14 protein-coding genes are annotated in these 17,047 nt (G+C 74.3%); 8 read left to right on the top strand and 6 right to left on the bottom strand.

Going from position 1 to position 17,047, the window contains the following annotated elements:
• Positions 1-18 precede the first annotated feature (18 nt).
• From B5Y66_RS16260 to B5Y66_RS16245, 4 genes are read left to right on the top strand one after another with little or no spacing between them, the layout of a single operon-like run.
• Positions 19-1,689, top strand: coding sequence for an ABC transporter substrate-binding protein (locus tag B5Y66_RS16260; RefSeq protein WP_079575571.1), 1,671 nt, complete (start codon positions 19-21; stop codon positions 1,687-1,689).
• A 3-nt stretch (positions 1,690-1,692) separates the two neighbouring features.
• Positions 1,693-3,240, top strand: coding sequence for a GH39 family glycosyl hydrolase (locus B5Y66_RS16255; RefSeq protein ID WP_139820938.1), 1,548 nt, complete (start codon positions 1,693-1,695; stop codon positions 3,238-3,240).
• Positions 3,240-3,929, top strand: coding sequence for a hypothetical protein (locus B5Y66_RS16250; RefSeq protein WP_079575569.1), 690 nt, complete (start codon positions 3,240-3,242; stop codon positions 3,927-3,929). The genes B5Y66_RS16255 and B5Y66_RS16250 overlap by 1 nt, the downstream gene beginning before the upstream one ends.
• 47 nt (positions 3,930-3,976) lie before the next feature.
• Positions 3,977-6,040 carry a beta-galactosidase gene (locus B5Y66_RS16245; protein WP_079575568.1) on the top strand — a complete coding sequence of 688 codons (2,064 nt, stop codon included), beginning with the start codon at positions 3,977-3,979 and terminating at the stop codon, positions 6,038-6,040.
• A 122-nt stretch (positions 6,041-6,162) separates the two neighbouring features.
• Here the strand turns inward: B5Y66_RS16245 and B5Y66_RS16240 are convergent, their stop codons facing one another.
• The 4 genes from B5Y66_RS16240 to B5Y66_RS16225 form a co-directional block, all read right to left on the bottom strand.
• On the bottom strand, positions 6,163-7,863 hold the full coding sequence (locus B5Y66_RS16240) for a cellulase family glycosylhydrolase (protein ID WP_079575567.1): 1,701 nt from the start codon (positions 7,861-7,863) through the stop codon (positions 6,163-6,165).
• Between the two features lie 123 nt (positions 7,864-7,986).
• On the bottom strand, positions 7,987-8,829 hold the full coding sequence (locus B5Y66_RS16235; RefSeq protein WP_079575566.1) for an ABC transporter permease: 843 nt from the start codon (positions 8,827-8,829) through the stop codon (positions 7,987-7,989).
• The gene (locus B5Y66_RS16230) at positions 8,826-9,584 is read right to left on the bottom strand and encodes an ATP-binding cassette domain-containing protein (RefSeq protein WP_079575986.1); all 759 of its coding nucleotides are present in this window, start codon (positions 9,582-9,584) and stop codon (positions 8,826-8,828) included. Before B5Y66_RS16230 ends, B5Y66_RS16235 begins: the two co-directional genes overlap by 4 nt.
• Positions 9,581-10,936 (bottom strand): FAD-binding oxidoreductase, encoded by a 1,356-nt coding sequence (locus tag B5Y66_RS16225; protein ID WP_139820936.1) that lies wholly within the window; start codon positions 10,934-10,936, stop codon positions 9,581-9,583. The genes B5Y66_RS16230 and B5Y66_RS16225 overlap by 4 nt, the downstream gene beginning before the upstream one ends.
• Before the next feature lie 269 nt (positions 10,937-11,205).
• Between B5Y66_RS16225 and B5Y66_RS16220 the strand changes: the two genes are divergently transcribed.
• A complete protein-coding gene (locus B5Y66_RS16220; protein WP_217700832.1) occupies positions 11,206-12,069 on the top strand; it encodes a sensor histidine kinase in 864 nt (287 codons plus the stop codon).
• The gene (locus B5Y66_RS16215; RefSeq protein ID WP_079575564.1) at positions 12,066-12,740 is read left to right on the top strand and encodes a response regulator; all 675 of its coding nucleotides are present in this window, start codon (positions 12,066-12,068) and stop codon (positions 12,738-12,740) included. The genes B5Y66_RS16220 and B5Y66_RS16215 overlap by 4 nt, the downstream gene beginning before the upstream one ends.
• Positions 12,741-12,769: 29 nt before the next feature.
• On the opposite strand, the gene B5Y66_RS16210 is transcribed toward B5Y66_RS16215, so the two are convergent.
• Complete coding sequence (locus B5Y66_RS16210) at positions 12,770-14,197, bottom strand: serine hydrolase domain-containing protein (protein ID WP_079575563.1); 1,428 nt, start codon at positions 14,195-14,197, stop codon at positions 12,770-12,772.
• An 84-nt stretch (positions 14,198-14,281) separates the two neighbouring features.
• On the opposite strand from B5Y66_RS16210, the gene B5Y66_RS16205 reads away from it, so the two are divergent.
• The gene (locus tag B5Y66_RS16205; RefSeq protein ID WP_217700840.1) at positions 14,282-15,247 is read left to right on the top strand and encodes a GlxA family transcriptional regulator; all 966 of its coding nucleotides are present in this window, start codon (positions 14,282-14,284) and stop codon (positions 15,245-15,247) included.
• 110 nt (positions 15,248-15,357) lie between these two features.
• Complete coding sequence (gene gap, locus B5Y66_RS16200; protein ID WP_079575561.1) at positions 15,358-16,356, top strand: type I glyceraldehyde-3-phosphate dehydrogenase; 999 nt, start codon at positions 15,358-15,360, stop codon at positions 16,354-16,356.
• 28 nt (positions 16,357-16,384) lie between these two features.
• Here gap and B5Y66_RS16195 read toward each other — a convergent pair whose 3' ends face one another.
• Positions 16,385-16,960, bottom strand: coding sequence for a CGNR zinc finger domain-containing protein (locus B5Y66_RS16195; RefSeq protein ID WP_079575560.1), 576 nt, complete (start codon positions 16,958-16,960; stop codon positions 16,385-16,387).
• Positions 16,961-17,047 lie beyond the last annotated feature (87 nt).

Raw genomic sequence — 17,047 nt, 5'->3', positions numbered from 1 at the left:
CGACACACGAGGAGAGACATGAAGAACACCAGGATGCGCGCGGCCGTCGCGGCCGTGTCGCTGACGACACTGGCCCTGGGCCTCGCTGCGTGCAGCACCGACGGCGGCAGCGGTGACGACGACGGTGCCACCGAAGGCGCCGCCGTCACCATCGACGACGAGCACTCCGTCGGCGCGATGGACGACTTCGCCGCGGGCACGACGTTCAAGGCGACGGAGCCCGTCGAGTTCTCGTTGATGTACCGGGACCACCCGAACTACCCGGTGAAGGAGGACTGGTCGATCTTCCAGCACCTCGAGAGCGACCAGAACGTCACGTTCGACCGCACGGACATCCCGCTGGCCGACTGGGACCAGAAGAAGGCGCTGCTCATCGGGTCCGGCGAGGGGTCCGAGCTCATGCCGGTGACGTACCCCGGCCAGGAGACCCAGTTCGTCTCGGGCGGTGCCCTCCTGCCCGTGTCGGACTACCTCGACTACATGCCGAACCTCAGCGAGAAGATCGAGAAGTGGGACCTGACGGCCGAGTTCGACAACCTGCGTCAGGACGACGGCAAGTACTACATCCTGCCGGGCATCCGTGAGATCCCCGACGTCCAGTACACCGTCATGGTCAACGAGCAGATGTGGTCCAAGGCGGGCATCACCGAGGACCCGGCCACCTGGGACGAGCTCGGCGACGACCTGAAGAAGGTCCAGGACGCCAACCCCGGCCTCGACTACGCGTTCTCCGACCGCTGGACGGACACCCAGACGAACGGCGCGCTGCTCAACACCATGGGGCCGAACTACGCCGCCGCCGGCGGCTGGGGCTACAACAACACCTGGTACGACCAGGACTCCGGGAAGTTCGTCTTCAACGGCTCCAGCGACGCCTACAAGCAGCTGGTCTCGACCCTGCACGGCTGGGTCGACAGCGGTGTCATGGACCCGGAGATCACGCAGTCCGACGACCAGGCCAAGCAGAAGTTCGTCTCCGGCAAGTCGGCCGCGGTCACCAGCAACACGCAGGAGATCACCGTCTACCGGCAGGCGCTCGCGGACGCGAAGAAGGACGTCGACGTGCGGCTGCTCACGATCCCCGGTGGCCCGGCCGGCAGCAACCTGCCGGCGAGCCGCCTCTCCTCCGGGCTGATGATCTCGAGCAAGGCGGCCGAGGACCCGCACTTCAAGGCGCTGCTGCAGTACATCGACTGGCAGTACTACTCCGACGAGGGCATGGAGTTCGCCCAGTGGGGCGTGGACGGGGAGACGTACAGCAAGGACGGCTCCGGCGTGCGCACCCTGAACGACGACATCGGCTACAACGCCATCAACGCGGACGCCCCCAAGAAGCTCAACACCGACTTCGGCTACAGCAACGGGGTGTTCCTGCTGGCGAACGGCTCGTCGCAGGACCTGCTGGAGTCCGTGATGTCGGACGAGGTCAAGGAGTGGACGCGGGCCGTGCTCGAGTCCAAGGAGGTCCTGCCGGTCGCCCCGGCCGCTCGGCTCGACGAGATGGAGCTGGAGCAGGCGTCGCTGCTGGACACGCAGCTCAAGGACGCCGTCGAGGCTGCGACCGCCGGGTTCATCACGGGTCAGCGCTCGCTCGACGAGTGGGACGCGTACGTCACCGAGATGGACGGTCTCGGTGCGACGCAGCTCGTGGACACCTACAACACCGCCCTGGCGCGGCAGGAGGGCTGACCCCTGATCCCCGTCGTCGTCCCCGACGCGCCTGCCGCCACGCTCTCCGACGCGTGGCGGCAGTGCGTCGGCACGGGCCGCCTCAACCTCGCGCTGCGCCGGGACTACCAGGAGTCGCTCGCCGTGGTGCAGCAGGAGATCGGGTTCCGGTACCTCCGGGGCCACGGGCTCCTGTCGGACGACGTCGGGATCCACCGCCCGTACGACGCGGCCGGGCACCGCGGCACCCGGTACTCCTTCACCTACGCCGACCAGATCCTCGACTCGTGGCTGGCGCTCGGCATCCGGCCGTTCCTGGAGCTGGGGTTCATGCCGTCGGCCCTCGCGTCGGGGGACCAGACGGTGTTCTGGTGGAGGGGCAACGTCACCCCGCCGCGCGACCACCGCGAGTGGGCGGCACTGGTGCAGGCGGTGGTGCGGCACGCGGTCGACCGCTACGGCCTGGCCGAGGTGCGGCGGTGGCCGATCGAGGTGTGGAACGAGCCGAACCTCGACGTCTTCTGGCAGGGCGCGTCGCAGGAGGCCTACTTCCGGCTCTACGAGGTCACGGCGGCGGCCGTGAAGGAGGTCGACGCCGACCTGCAGGTAGGCGGGCCCGCGATCTCGCCCGGCGCGGACGACTGGTGGGCGCCGTTCGCCGAGTTCGTCGAGGCGCGCGACGTGCCGGTCGACTTCGTGTCGTTCCACGCGTACACGACCGGGCCGGCCCAGCACGTGCCGTTCGGCACCTACCAGACGCTGCGGCACCCGCGGAACCTGCTGGACCAGTTCGCCGCCCCGGCGAAGCTGCTGGCCGGCACCCGCCTGGAGGGGGTGCCCGCGCACGTCACCGAGTTCAGCACCAGCTACCGCCCGGACAACCCCGTGCACGACACCGCCTACCAGGCGGCGGCCCTGGCGCCGGTGCTCTCCGAGGGTGGCGACCTCGTCGACTCCTTCTCCTACTGGACGTTCTGCGACGTCTTCGAGGAGGAGAACGTCCCGACGTCGATCTTCCACGGCGGTTTCGGGATGCTCGGGCACCGGCAGCTGCGCAAGCCCGTCTTCCACCTGTACGCGTTCATGGCGCGGATGGGCGACCAGCTGCTGCACCGCGGCGAGGACCACCTGGTCACGCGGGACGACCGGGGGCGCGTCACCGTGCTCGCGTGGCAGCCCGTGGCCGGCACGGCCGGGCCCGACGAGCCCGGCCGGCACGAGGTGCGCCTCAGCATCCCCGTCGCGGACCCGTCGGCCCGGCGCGCGTCGGTGCACCGGTCGCGCGTGAACGACGAGGAGGGCAACGCGGTCACCGCGTGGCGGCACCTCGGCCGCCCGGCGTCCCCGACCGCGCGGCAGCTCGACCTCCTGCACGAGGCGTCCGTCCCCGGGCGCTCGCACACCTCGCTCGACGTCGTGGACGGCCGGGTCGACCTGGCCATCACGCTCGCCCGGCACGAGGTGACGCTGGTCGAGATCGACCCGGTGCACGACGAGACGCCGGCGTGGCTGGACGACGCCCGCATCCTCGGCCGGGATCCCGGGCACCGGCCGGGACACGAGGTCGCGTGATGGCCGCGGGGGCCGGCGGGTCGGTCCGGGAATTCGGTGACGGCGTCCTCGGCCGGGTCACCGCGCGGATCTACTGGTACCTGGTGGTGGGGGTGCTCGTGGCGCTGGGAAACGTCCCGACGCTCGTGCTGCTCGCGCTCCTGGACCGGTCCACGGGCAATGCCCTCCTGGTCCCGCTCTGCCTCGTGCCGGCGGCGCCCTTCCTGTCCGCCGGCGTCTTCGCCCTGCACGCCCGAGCGGGCGCCGACGAGCCCGCCCCGGGGCGGGCGTTCGCGCGCGGGCTGCGGCTGGGCTGGCTCGACGTGCTGCGGCTGTGGGTCCCGGCGACGGCGGCGCTCGGCGTCGTCGCGACGTGCGTCGTGCACCGCGAGACCGCCGGCATCTCGGTGGCGTACGTCGTCGTGCTCGGCGTCGTCGGGCTCGCCGTGCTGCTCTGGGCGCTGCAGGCGCTGCTCCTCGCGTCGCTCTTCTCGTTCCGGGCCCGTGACGTGGCCCGGCTGTCCGTGTACTACCTCGGGCGGCGGCCGCTCGTCACCGTCGGCCTGCTCGCGCTCGTCGTGGTGGCGGGCGGCGTCGTGTGGCTGGCGGGCGAGGTGGTGCTCGCCGTCGTCGCCGCCGCCTGGCTCGCGTTCCTGCTCCGGACCGGGCAGCCCGTGCTCGACGACGTCCGGCACCGGTTCGTCGCCTGACCCCGCGCCGCGACCGCGCACCGTCCCCAACCCCGGAGGATCATCCGATGTCAGCCCGTCTGCCCGCCGCGACCCGGATCCGCTACGGCGGCGACTACAACCCCGAGCAGTGGCCGCGGGAGGTGTGGGAGTCCGACTACGCGGCGTTCGACCTCGCGTCGATCGACACAGTGACCCTCAACGTCTTCTCCTGGGCGACGTTGCAGCCCGACGAGGACACCTACGACTTCGCCCAGCTCGACGCGATCGTCGAGCGCGCCGTGGCGGGCGGGCGCGACGTCGTGCTCGCGACGTCCACCGGCGCGCTGCCGCCGTGGCTCGCGCACCGGCATCCCGAGGTGGAGCGCACGGACTTCCAGGGCCGGCGGCACGTGTTCGGGCAGCGGCACAACGCGTGCCCCAGCTCGCCGGTCTACCGGCGCCTGTCCGCAGAGCTCGCGGGCCGGGTCGCTGAGCGCTACGCGGGCACCCCAGGCCTGGTCGCGTGGCACGTGGGCAACGAGTACGGCGGGTTCGACGGCGGGTGCTGGTGCGACCTGTGCGCGGCCGGCTTCCGGGTCTGGCTGCGGGAGCGCTACGGCTCGCTGGCGCGGCTCAACGACGCCTGGAACGCGGCGTTCTGGTCGCACACGTTCAGCGACTGGGAGCAGATCGTGCCGCCCAACATGCTCAGCGAGCACTGGCGCGGGCCCGACCACACCGCCTTCCAGGGCATCACGCTCGACTACCGGCGGTTCATGTCCGACGCGATGCTCGCGAACTTCCGCGACGAGAAGGCGCGCATCCGGGAGCACGACGCCACCACGCCCGTGACCACCAACTTCATGGGCATGTTCCGGCCGATCGACTACCACCGCTGGGCCGCCGACCTCGACTTCGCGTCGTGGGACAACTACCCGCCCGGGCAGCGCGAGCACGCGCGCATGGCGCTGGCCCACGACGTCATGCGGGGGCTCAAGGACGGCGCGCCGTTCTGGGTCATGGAGCAGACGCCCACCATCACGGCCTCGCGCGACGTCAATCCGGTGAAGCGCCCCGGCGTGCTGCGGCTGTGGTCGTGGCAGGCCGTCGCGCACGGCGCGGACGCCGTCCTGTACTTCCAGATGCGGCAGTCCAAGGGCGCCTGCGAGAAGTACCACGGCGCCGTCCTCGACCACGCCGGCCGCACGGACACCCGGGCGTTCCGCGAGGTCGCGGCGCTCGGGGCCGAGCTCGACGCGCTCGGGGACGCCGTGCTCGGCGCGCGCACGCCCGCCCGCGTCGCCCTGCTCTTCGACTGGGACTCGTGGTGGGCCGCCGAGATGACGGACGGCTTCAACCGGCACGCGCGCTATGTCGACACGGTGCTCGCGTACTACCGCGCGCTGTGGCAGGCGGGCACCCAGGTGGACGTCGTGGCCACGACGGCGGACCTGTCGCGGTACGACGTGGTCCTCGCCCCGATGCTGCACGTGCTCAAGGGCGACGTCGCGGACCGGCTGGAGGGCGTGGTCGCGCGCGGCGGGTCGGTGCTCGCGTCGTACTGGTCGGGTCGCGCCGACGAGGACGCGAACGCGTTCCTCATGGACGCCCCCGGCCCGCTCGGCCCCCTGTTCGGCCTCCGCGTCGAGGAGACGGACTCCGCCGAGCCGGGCGTCGCCAACCCGGTCACCCTGAAGGACGGCGACGGCGACGATCTGGTCTCCGACGCCGGCCTCGTCTTCGAGATCGTCGTGCCGCAGGGAGCCGACGTCGTCGGCACGTACGGGGCCGAGTTCTACGCCGGCACCCCCGCCGTCACCCGCCACCGCCGCGGCGGGGGCGGCGGCGAGCCCGGCGAGGCCTGGTACGTCGCGACGGGGCTCGACGACGCCGGCGTCGCCTGGGTGGTGCGCCGCGTCCTCGCCCGGCACGGGCTCGTCGGCCCGTACGCCGACGCCGACGACGTGGAGCTCGCCGTCCGGGTGGGCGACGACGGTGCCCGGACGGCGTTCGTCCTCAACCACGCCGCCGTCGGCGTCGACGTGGCGGCGCACGCCTCCGGCACGGACCTGCTCACCGGCCGCCGGGTCGCTGCGGGGGACCCGCTGCACCTCGAGCCCACCGACGTCGTCGTCCTGCGCGAGGACTGAGCGCCCACCGAGGTGGTCCAGGTTCCCGCGAGGTAGTCCGAAACCTGCCGAGGTAGTTCAGATCCCGGCGAGGTAGTTTCGACTACCTCGCGGGAACCTGAACTACCTCGCCGAGTCTTGAACTACCTCGCGGCGGTGCCGATGACCGCCGCGCCGTCCCTCGTCACCGTGTACTCGACGGTGTCGCCGCTCCAGAAGTGGAACGTCAGCGTCACGGGCGCGCCGTCGGTGACCTCGGCGAAGAACGCCGGCCGCAGCAGGATCGCGTCGTCCTCGGGCGCGAACGCGACGTCGAACTCCTTGAACGACGTCCAGCCGTGCGGGCCGGCGTTGGTGCCGTCGTCGTACCGCGCCTCCATGGTGGCCAGCCGGTCGCCGCGGAAGTCGGTGGGGATCGAGAAGGCGTCGGTGGTGCCGGTCGCGCCGCCGAGGACCGGGGTGTCCGCGACCACGACGTCGATCGTCCACGGGACGCCGCGGGAGAACCGGGCGGTGAGCTCGGCCTGCTCGCCGAACCGGCCCTCGTCGGTCAGGCGGTCGAGCAGCGCGGTGGTGAGCGTGAGGTCGGTGCCCGCCAGGACGTAGTCGCGCTGCGGCTGCAGCCGGCGCCCCTCGAGCCACAGCCCGGTGAACCGGGTGCCGTGCGGCTCGAGCGTGACCGTCTGCGCCGTCCTCTCGCCCGGGCGCACGAAGATCTGGTCGGTCGTCGCCGTCCCGGAGCGGGTGCGCCAGCTCGACGAGATCTGGTGCCACAGCGCGTCGTCGCTCCAGGAGAACGACGCGCGGCCGAGGTGCTGGCCGTTGTCCCACAGCATCGTGGTGACGCCGGCGCTGCGCGCCTGGTGCCCGAGCTCCTCGAAGAACCGCAGCTTCTCGCCCTGCTCGATCGTGCCGGTATGGCGGTCGAAGCCGAGCAGCCCGTACTCGCCGAGGATGACGGGCACCCCCTGGTCGACGAACGTCGAGCGCACGCGGTCGAACGTGCCCGTCATGTCCGCCAGCGCGACGTCGTCGAACCGGGTGCCGCCCGCGACGTTCACGCTGAACGGCCAGTAGCCGTAGTAGTGCACCGTGGCCGCGAGCTGCGGGTCGTCGAGCTCGGCGAGGGTCGCGTCGAGCGCGTCGAGCCGCTCCTGGCCGGCGTTGGTGTGCAGGGTCGGGAGCACGAGGAGCCGGTCCGCGTTGTTCCCGCCCGAGGAGCGCACGACGTCGTGGAACGCGGCGTTGAGGTCGTGCAGCAGCGCGTCGCCCTGCGCGTCGTCCACCCCGGCGAACTGGGGCTCGTTGAGGCTCTCGAAGGTCAGGGTGCGCGGGGCGTCGCGGAACCGGTCGGCGAGCTGCTCCCACGTGGCGGTGAACTGCGCGGTCACCTCGTCCGGCCGGCTCGGCAGCTCGTGGGCCCATGTCCACGAGTCGTGGTGCACGTTGAGCAGCACGTACAGGTCCTCGTCGAGCGCCCAGTCGACGACCTGCTCCACCCGGTCGAGGAAGGCCGGGTCGATGGTGTGGTCCGGTGCGGGGCCCTCGTGCTGGCCCCACGTGACGGGGAGGCGGATGCTCCTGAAGCCCTGGTCCGCGACCTCACGGATCAGGTCGCGCGTCACCACCGGGTTGCCCCAGGCCGTCTCGTCGGCGCCGACGGCGTCGAACGAGTTGCCGAGGTTCCAGCCCGGCTGCATCGCCTTGACGGTCTGCTCGGCGGTGGGTGCCGGCGTCGGCCGGGCGGGTGGCTGCGGGTCGTGGGCCGCGGCGGACGGCGCCGCGGCCAGGGAGGACAGGAGGCCGGCCGCGAGGGCGGCGGCGGTCCGACGGGGAAGTCTCACGGGGTGCCCTTCGTCGCGCACGGATGGCGCTCCGGGGACACCGAGTCCGTCGAAGCGCTTCGACGAACTCAGTGTCCCGGGCAGCGACGTCGCTGGTCAAGGGTCCGCTGCCACGGAGGGTCGTCAGACCACGCGGCGGTAGGCCACCACGGCCGCGGTGCCGAAGACGGCGAGAAAGATGCCGCTGGCCAGCAGCGTCGCCGTCGCCGGCCCCGCGACCGGGCCGCCGAGCAGCAGGCCCTGGACGGCGTCGATCGCGCGGCTGACCGGGTTGACCTCGGCCCACGCCTGCAGCCAGCCCGGCATCGTCTCGACGGGGGCGGCCATGCCGGTGCCGAACACCAGGGGGAACGGCAGCAGGAACCCGATGGTCGAGACCATGATCTCGTTGCGCAGCAGCACGGCCACCAGCACCGTCAGCCAGCTGAGGGAGAAGCCGAGCACGATCGCGAGCCCGCACGCCGCGAGCGCGGGCACGAGGCCCGTCTCGACGCGGAAGCCGAGGGCGTACCCGACGGCGAACAGGACCACGAGGGCGATGACGTAGCGCACGGCGTCGGCGAGCACCGACCCGAGCAGCAGCGACGCGCGGGGCACGGGCATGCTGCGGAACCGGTCGAACACGCCCTTCTTCATGTCCTGCACGATGCTCAGGCCCGTGGCGACCTGCCCCGTGAGCACGGTCGTGAGCACGAGGATGCCGGGGAACAGGTACTGCAGGTACGCCTGAGTCGACCCGGCGACCGCGCCGCCGAACAGGTAGACGAAGAGCACGAGGAAGACGACGGGCAGGATCACGGCGTCCGCCAGCTCGCCCGGGTTGCGCAGCGTCTTCGTGAGGTTGCGGCGCGCCAGGGTGAGGCTGTGGCGGGCGAGCGGCCAGCGCCGACCGGCGGCCTGCCGGGCCGGCGGGGCCGGAGGCAGCCGGGTCTCGCCGGTGGCGGTAGGTGCGGTGGCGGCGGTCATGACTCCTCCTGCGGCGTGGTGGTGCGGCGGGCGGTCAGGGTGCGGAAGACCTCGTCGAGGCTGGGCAGCCGCAGCGCGAGCTCCGTGACGGCGAGCCCGGCCTCCTCGAGCCCGCGCACGACGGTGGCGAACTGCCGCTCGTCGTCCACGGACGCGGTGACGACGCCGCCCCGCGGCGGGGCGACCGGGCCGCCCGTCGCCCGCGCGACGACGTCCGCCACCGCCGCGGTCATGGCAGGGTCCCGTGGCCGCACGACGACCGTCTGCCCGCCGGCCTGCTGCTTCAGCCCCGCCGGGGTGTCGTGGGCGATGACGCGGCCCTCGTCGATCACGGTGATCCGGTCGGCGAGCGCGTCGGCCTCCTCGAGGTACTGCGTCGTGAGCAGCACGGTGGTGCCGTCGTCGGCGAGGGAGCGGATGGTCTGCCACAGCTCCTCGCGCTTGCCGGGGTCGAGGCCGGTGGTGGGCTCGTCGAGGAAGAGGATGCTCGGGCTGCCCACCAGGCTGGCTGCGAGATCGATGCGGCGGCGCACCCCTACCGGGTCCCGGCCCACGTCGATCCCGTCCACGACGGCCCGGCCCGCGTCCGCCCGCAGCAGCGTGGCGAGCACGCAGATGGCCGTGGTCTTGCCGGCGCCGTTCGGGCCGAGCACGCCCAGCACGGACCCGCGCTCGGCGTGGAGGTCGACGCCGTCGAGCGCCGTCGTCCGGCCGAACCGCTTGACGAGGCCCTCGGCCTCGAAGGCGGCGCTCATGCCCCGGCCCCCGCCACGGGCGGGGCGCCGAGGTGGCATGCGACGAGGGTGCCCGGGTCGTAGGCGCGGGCGACGGCGCGCAGCCGCGCGAGCGTCGTGGGCGGGTACGCGGCGCGCAGGTCGGCGTCCGTGGCGGTGCCCTGGAAGTTCACGTACGCGCCCGAGCCGTGCGCCGCGACGTCGCGCCAGCGGGCCAGCGCGTCCTCGACGACAGCGCCGGGCGCGTCCAGGGGCACCAGCGCGCCGCCGACCACCAGCGCCTCGGCGTCGCGGTGGGCGAAGGCCGTCTCGTCCGGCAGCACCCGCGAGACGGCGCCGCCCAGCGCGCGCACCCCGACCATGGTGGGCCGGTCGCCCTCGACCGCGGCGACCAGGGCCGCGACGACGTCGTCGTCGAGCCGCGGCACGACGACGTTCCGCGCGGCGAGCCGTACGCCCGGCGGGTGGTGCCCGCCCTCGGCGAGGGTCCTCGCGTACGGCACGGTCGCCACCGTGTCGGCGACGACGGTGCCGAGCCGGCGCAGGGGCTCGACCGAGCGCGCGGCTGCCGCCGGGTCGTCGTGCGACGCGCACACGAGCACGGTCGCCGACGCAGGGCCCCCACCGGCCGCCGGCGCGAGGACCAGCGTGCTGCTGAGCTCGTCGTCCGCGCCCCGCAGGTGGTCGCGCCAGCCGACGACGAGCCGCGCCAGGTCGTCCGCAGCGAAGGTGAGGCTGCCGAACAGCACGTCGCCCACCCGCGCGGCGACGAGGTCGAGGCTCGTCACCACGCCGAGCCCGCCCCCGCCCCGCAACGCCCAGAACAGCCCGGCGTGCGCGTCGGCGCTCGCGACGACGGTCCGGCCGTCGGCGAGCACCACCCGGGCGGCGACCAGGTTGTCGACGGTCAGGCCGTGCCGGCGCACCATCCAGCCGATGCCGCCGCCGAGCGTCAGGCCGCCGACGCCGACGCCCGCCGTGTCGCCAGCGGTGATCGCCAGGCCGTGCGGGGCGAGCGCCGCCGCGACCCGGCCCCACGTCGCCCCGGCGCCGACCCGCACGACGCGCCGGTGCGGATCGACCACCTGCACGGCGTCCATGTGGCGCAGGTCGATCACCAGCCCGCCGTCGTTCGTCGCGCGGCCGGTCAGCCCGTGCCCGCCCGACCGGACCGACACGGCCAGCCCCTCGCGGGCGGCGTGCGCCACCGCGACGGCCACCTCCGCCTCGTCGTGCGGGCGCACCACCAGCGCCGGGCGGCCGGTGGCGAACACGGTGCGGCGGGCGTCGTCGTAGCCGTCGTCGCCGGGGGCGAGGGCTTCGCCCATCCCGGCCGGTGCGGGCGCCGCGGTGCGGGGCGTCTGGATGCTCATGGCGGTTCTCCTCGTGCGTCGTCGCTGCTGCGTCGGAACTGCTGCGTCGGAGGTGCTGCGTCGTGGTGCGCGTCGTCGGCGGTCTCCGTCTCGTCGACCCGTGCTGCCGATCCTTCGCGGCGGGGCGCACCGGCGCGTCCACCCCTCGGCGACACCTGCGGCTACCGGGCCGGGCGGGCGCGGGGCCGCCACGTACCGCGCCGGGAGTACGTCAGGGTCGCTCCCGCCGGCGGATGCGGCGGCGTCCGGGGCGCCCCTACGCTGCCGGGATGGGAGACCCACGGGTACGCGAACGGGTCCTTGCGGCGGGCTGGCTGGTCTCGCTGGGCGTCGCCGCCGTGGCCGTGCTCCAGTGGCGCGCGTACGTCCGCGAGGTGGAGCAGCGGGCCGAGGACGCCGAGCGCACCCGCGACGAGGTGGCGCGGCGCCGTGCGGTCGAGGAGCGGCTGCGTATCGCGCGGGAGCTGCACGACTCGCTGACGCACAGCATCTCCGTGATCAAGGTGCAGGCGGGCGTCGCCGCCCACCTCGCGCGCAAGCGGGGCGAGGAGCCGCCCCCGGCGCTCCTCGCGATCCAGGAGGCCAGCACCGACGCCGCGCGCGAGCTGCGCTCCACCCTCGACGTGCTGCGCCGGGACGGGGAGCCCAACGGCAACGGGCTCGACCGGCTCACCACCCTCGTCGAGCGCGCCGAGGGCGCCGGCGTGCCCGTCGCGGTGACCGTCACCGGGGCGCGCCGGACGCTGCCCGCCGCGGTCGACGAGGCCGCGTACCGCGTGGTCCAGGAGGCGCTCACCAACGTGGCCCGGCACGGCGGCCCCGGCGCGACGGCGACCGTGCGCGTGGCCCTCGCGGCGCGCGAGCTCGTGCTCGAGGTGGACGACGACGGTCGCGGGTCGGCGGGCCCGCCCCAGGCCGGCCACGGCCTGACCGGCATGCGCGAGCGCGTGGACGCGCTCGGCGGCACGCTGCGGGCCGCGCCGCGCGACGCCGGCGGCTTCGGCGTGCGCGTGACGCTCCCGCTGCCCGGCGCCCGGCCGGCCGCGGACGGCGCGGCAGACCTGGGGACCCGGCCCGCCGCGGACGGTGCGGCGGCCCACGACGCCGCGCCGGACACGGTGGCCCGCTCGTGATCCGCGTGGTGCTGGTCGACGACCAGGCGCTCATCCGGTCCGGCATCCGCGCGCTGCTCGACGCGGAGGACGACGTGGAGGTGGTCGCCGAGGGCGCGGACGGGCACGACGGCGCGCGGCTGGCGCGGGAGCTGCGGCCCGACGTCGTGCTCATGGACGTGCAGATGCCCGGGCTGGACGGCATCGCCGCCACCCGCGAGATCGCCGCGGACGACGACCTCGCCGGGGTGCACGTCGTCATGCTGACGAACTACGGCATCGACGAGTACGTGTTCTCCGCGCTGCGGGCGGGGGCGTGCGGGTTCGTCGTGAAAGACACCGAGCCGGCCGACCTCCTGGAGGCCGTGCGCGCCGCGGTCCGGGGCGACGCGCTGCTGTCGCCCGCGATCACCCGCCGGCTGATCAGCGAGTTCGTCGCCCGCCCGCCCGACGCGATCGCCCCCGACGGCCTCGACCTGCTCACTCCCCGGGAGCGGGAGGTGGTGGCGCTGGTCGCCCACGGCCTGTCCAACGACGAGATCGCCGCGCGCATGGTGCTCAGCCCGCTGACGGCGAAGACGCACGTGAGCCGCGCCATGACCAAGCTGGGCGCGCGCGACCGCGCCCAGCTCGTCGTCCTCGCCTACGAGTCGGGGCTCGTGACGCCCCGCGGCACGCGCGCGCCCTCCTGACCCGACGCGCCGGGCCCGGGAGGCGAGGGTCAGCGCACGGGTCGCGCCAGGGCTGCCGGCACGACCAGGGTGTCCAGGCCGGGGCGCCACAGCGGGGTCGTCGTCCAGGCGAGGTCGAGGCGCGCGCCGGGCGTGCCGCGGGCCACGAGCCGGTGGGGCGACGTCGGCACGACGGCGTGCACCTCCACGGCGTCGCCGGCGCCGGCCGGCCGGGCCCGCAGCGCCAGCACCAGCGCGGGGTCGGTCACCGAACCCGTCCCGTACGGCTCGCCCGCCGCGGCCGCGTGCGGCCACGGGACGACGTGGGTGCGCCAGGCGTGCTCGGTCACGGCGAGGAGCCGTCCGCCGACGTCCACCTGCCAGGTGCCCGACCCGACGTCGTGCCCGCGCAGCGTCCACGGGACGGGGGAGACGACGTCCGACGGCGTCGGTTCGGGGTCGGGTTCCAGGCGCGGCGGCCAGGAGTCGAGGGCGGCGAGCCGGGAGCCGAGCCGCGCGACGGCGTCCGGGTCCGGCCGGAGCGGGCCGTCGGCCCCCCGAGCGGCGACGCGGTCGGCGAACCGCCAGCACGCGTCGAGCACCTCGTGCGTGGCGCGGGTCGCGCCGCGGTAGCCGATCGCCAGGCCGAGGTCGGGCAGGGCGAGGCCGAACTGCCCGTACGCGCCGTCGGCGCGGAAGCCGCGGCGGCTGCGCCACACCTGGTACCCGTAGCCCTGCGCCCAGTCGTGCGCCGCGTCCGGCGAGTCGGCGTTGTCCGACCACGGCCGCTGCATCGCGTCCACCCAGGCGGCGGGGATCACCTGGGCGCCGTCGTACCGGCCGCCGGCGGCCATCGCGACGGCGAGCCGGGCGACATGGTCGGTGGTCAGGTGCAGGCCGGAGAACCCCTGCTCGATCCCGAGCCCGCCGTCGTGGTGCGGCACCCACCAGGGGTCGCGGATGCCCAGCGGGTCCAGCACGCGCGGGCGCAGGTAGTCGGTCAGGCGCTCGCCGGTGAGCGTGGTGACGATCGACGAGAGCGTCATCGACGCCGGAGAGTTGTACACGAAGTGCGTGCCGGGCTCGTGCTCGGGCCGGGTGCCCAGCAGCCGCCGGGACGCGAACCCGATCTCGGCCACCTGCTCCGCCGTGTGCCCGGTGTTCATCGTCAGCAGGTGCCCCACCGTGATCCCGGTGGGGTCGGGCAGGTCGAGGATCTTCCCGGCCGGGTCGTCGACCGTCAGCTGGCCCTCGGCGACCAGGTGGCCGATCGCGACCGCCGTGAACGTCTTGGACACCGAGTAGACGAGGCCGGGCAGGTCCTCCCGGTAGGGCGCCCACGTGCCGCGGACCACCGGCACGCCGTGCCGCGCGACGACGAGCCCGTGCGGGTCGACGCCGGGGCGCTCGAGGTCGTCGAGCAGGTCGAGCACCGCGGCGGTCGGGATCCCCTGCCGTTCCGGGGTCGAGGGCGTCATGCGGCTTCTCCTTCGAAGGGGTGGGGCGGGGGGAGGCGTGGCGCGACGGCGTGGGGATCGCGCGCCGGCGGGGCGCCGTCTAGCCTGCGTCTCGTGCCGGAACCGCGTCAGCGCCGCGTCGCCGTCCTCGTGCTCGAGGGCGCGAAGCCCCTCGACGTGGGCATCCCCTCGCAGGTGTTCACGACCCGCCCGAGCATGCCCTACGAGGTGCGCGTCTGTGCGGCGGCGCGCGGGCTGGTCGCCGGCGGGGACGGGCTCTCGTACCACCTGGAGCACGGCCTCGAGGCGCTGGCCTGGGCCGACACGGTGTTCCTCCCGGGCTACCGCTTCCCGGACCGCGACGACCCGCCGGCCGCCGTCGTCGACGCGCTCCGGGCCGCGCACGCCCGTGGCGCCCGGCTGGCGGCCATCTCGACCGGCGCCTTCGCGCTCGCCGCGACGGGCCTGCTCGACGGTCGGCGCGCCACCACGCACTGGCACTACACGCGGGCGCTCGCGGCCAGGCACCCGCAGGTGCGCGTGGACGAGAACGTCCTGTTCGTCGACGAGGGCAGCGTGCTCACCTCGGCGGGCGCGGCCTCCGGGATCGACCTGTGCCTGCACCTGCTGCGCGGCGACCTCGGGGTCGCGGCGTCGAACCACGCCGCGCGCCGGCTGGTCGCCGCGCCCTACCGCAGCGGCGGCCAGGCGCAGTACGTGCCCCGCAGCGTGCCGGAGCCCCTGGGGGAGCGGTTCGCTGCCACGCGCGAGTGGGTGCTGCACCACCTGACCGACGACCTGACCCTCGAGGTCCTCGCCCGGCACGCCGCCGTCTCGCCGCGGACGTTCTCGCGCCGGTTCGCCGACGACACCGGGTACACGCCGATGGCCTGGGTGCTGCGTGCGCGCGTCGACGTGGCGCGGGAGCTGCTCGAACGCTCCGAGCGCAGCGTCGAGCAGATCGCCGCCGACGTCGGGCTCGGCACGGGCGCCAACCTCCGCGGCCACTTCCGGCGGATCCTCGGGACCACGCCCAGCGAGTACCGGCAGACCTTCGCCCGGGGGGAGTGACCCGGCCGGCGGCGTGGCGAGATCCTTGCGGACCATGGCGTGCGCGCCGGTGTTCCGGCCACGCGACGGCAGCGAGCCTGGACGACGACACGAGAGGACGTGATCGTCACATGACTCGCATCGCCATCAACGGGTTCGGCCGCATCGGGCGCAACGTGCTGCGCGCGCTGCTGGAGCGCGACAGCGACCTGGAGCTCGTCGCCGTCAACGACCTCACCGAGCCCGCGGCCCTCGCCCGCCTGCTCGCCTTCGACAGCACGGCGGGCCGGCTGGGCCGCCCGGTGACGGCTGAGGACGGCGCCATCGTCGTCGACGGCCACCGGATCGCCGTGCTCGCCGAGCGCGACCCGGCCGACCTGCCCTGGAAGGAGCTCGACGTCGACGTCGTGCTGGAGTCGACCGGCCGGTTCACCTCCGCCGACGCGGCGCGCGCCCACCTCGAGGCCGGCGCGCGCAAGGTGCTCGTGAGCGCGCCGTCCGCCGGCGCGGACGTGACGCTCGCCCCGGGCGTGAACACGGAGGCCTACGACCCGGCGACGCACACGATCGTCTCGAACGCGTCGTGCACCACCAACGCGCTCGCGCCCCTCGCGTCGGTGCTCGACGACGTCGCCGGCATCGAGCACGGGTTCATGACCACCGTGCACGCCTACACCCAGGAGCAGAACCTCCAGGACGCGCCGCACCGCGACGCCCGGCGCGCCCGCGCCGCGGCGGTGAACATCGTCCCGACGACGACGGGGGCGGCCAAGGCGATCGGGCTGGTGCTGCCGAGCCTGGCCGGGAAGCTCTCGGGCGACTCGATCCGGGTACCGGTGCCGGTGGGCTCGATCGTCGAGCTGAACGCCACCGTCTCCCGCGACGTGTCGCGCGAGGACGTGCTGGCCGCCTACCGCGCGGCCGCGGCCGGCCCGCTGGCCGGGGTGCTCGAGTACTCCGAGGACCCGCTCGTGTCCTCGGACATCGTCGGGAACCCGGCGTCGGCGGTCTTCGACTCGCTGCTGACCCGCGTCGACGGGCGGCACGTGAAGGTCGTGGCCTGGTACGACAACGAGGGTGGCTTCTCCCACCGGGTCGTCGACACCCTGGAGCTGCTCGCCGCCGGCTGACCGCCCTCCGCCGGCTCGGGCTGCGGGGTTACGTCGCCGATCCGGGGTTCGCCCGCCTGGCGGCGTGGAAGCGCGCCTTCTTCTCACGATTGCCGCACGTGTTCATGTCGCACCATCGTCGGGTGCGGCTCCGGCTGGTGTCGAAGAACGCCGCCTCGCAGGTCGGCGACGCGCAGAGGGCCAGCCGTCCGTCCCGTTCGCCCGCGACGATGCTGATCGCGTCGGCGGCGATCACGCCGAGGGCGTCCTGGACGGCGGACGGCGAGCTCAGGCGCCATCGCCGTTCGCCCTCGGGCGTCAGGACGGCGGCGGCACGTCCCCGGGTGCTGCAGTCGTTGATGACCCGGAGGGCGGGCGCGGGGAGCGGTTCTCCGAGCGCGGCCGCTGTCGCGGCGGCGTGGATCGACTCCCTCAGCTCCCGGGCCTGCTCGAGCTGGGCCGTGGTGCAGGAGCTCACGGCGAGGCCGCTCACCGCCAGCCAGTCGACGAGCCGGTGCGCCGTGGGGATGCGCTCGACGGCGTCGCCACGACGTTCCGTCAGGGTCGCCGTGAAGCTGGTCGCCAGCACCGTGCCGAGACGGAAGTCGGGGTACTCGGCGGACATGGAACCACCATAGCTAGTTGCCGGTTGCCCTCGAGGCTGCTAGAACCGTCGATGCAGGTTCCACTCGTTCGCCGACCCGGCAGGAGC

This window comes from Krasilnikoviella flava, assembly GCF_900167525.1.
GTDB lineage: Bacteria > Actinomycetota > Actinomycetes > Actinomycetales > Cellulomonadaceae > Isoptericola > Isoptericola flavus.
Note: the sequence above shows the minus strand (reverse complement) of the source record. Positions and strands in the feature narration are given on the sequence as shown.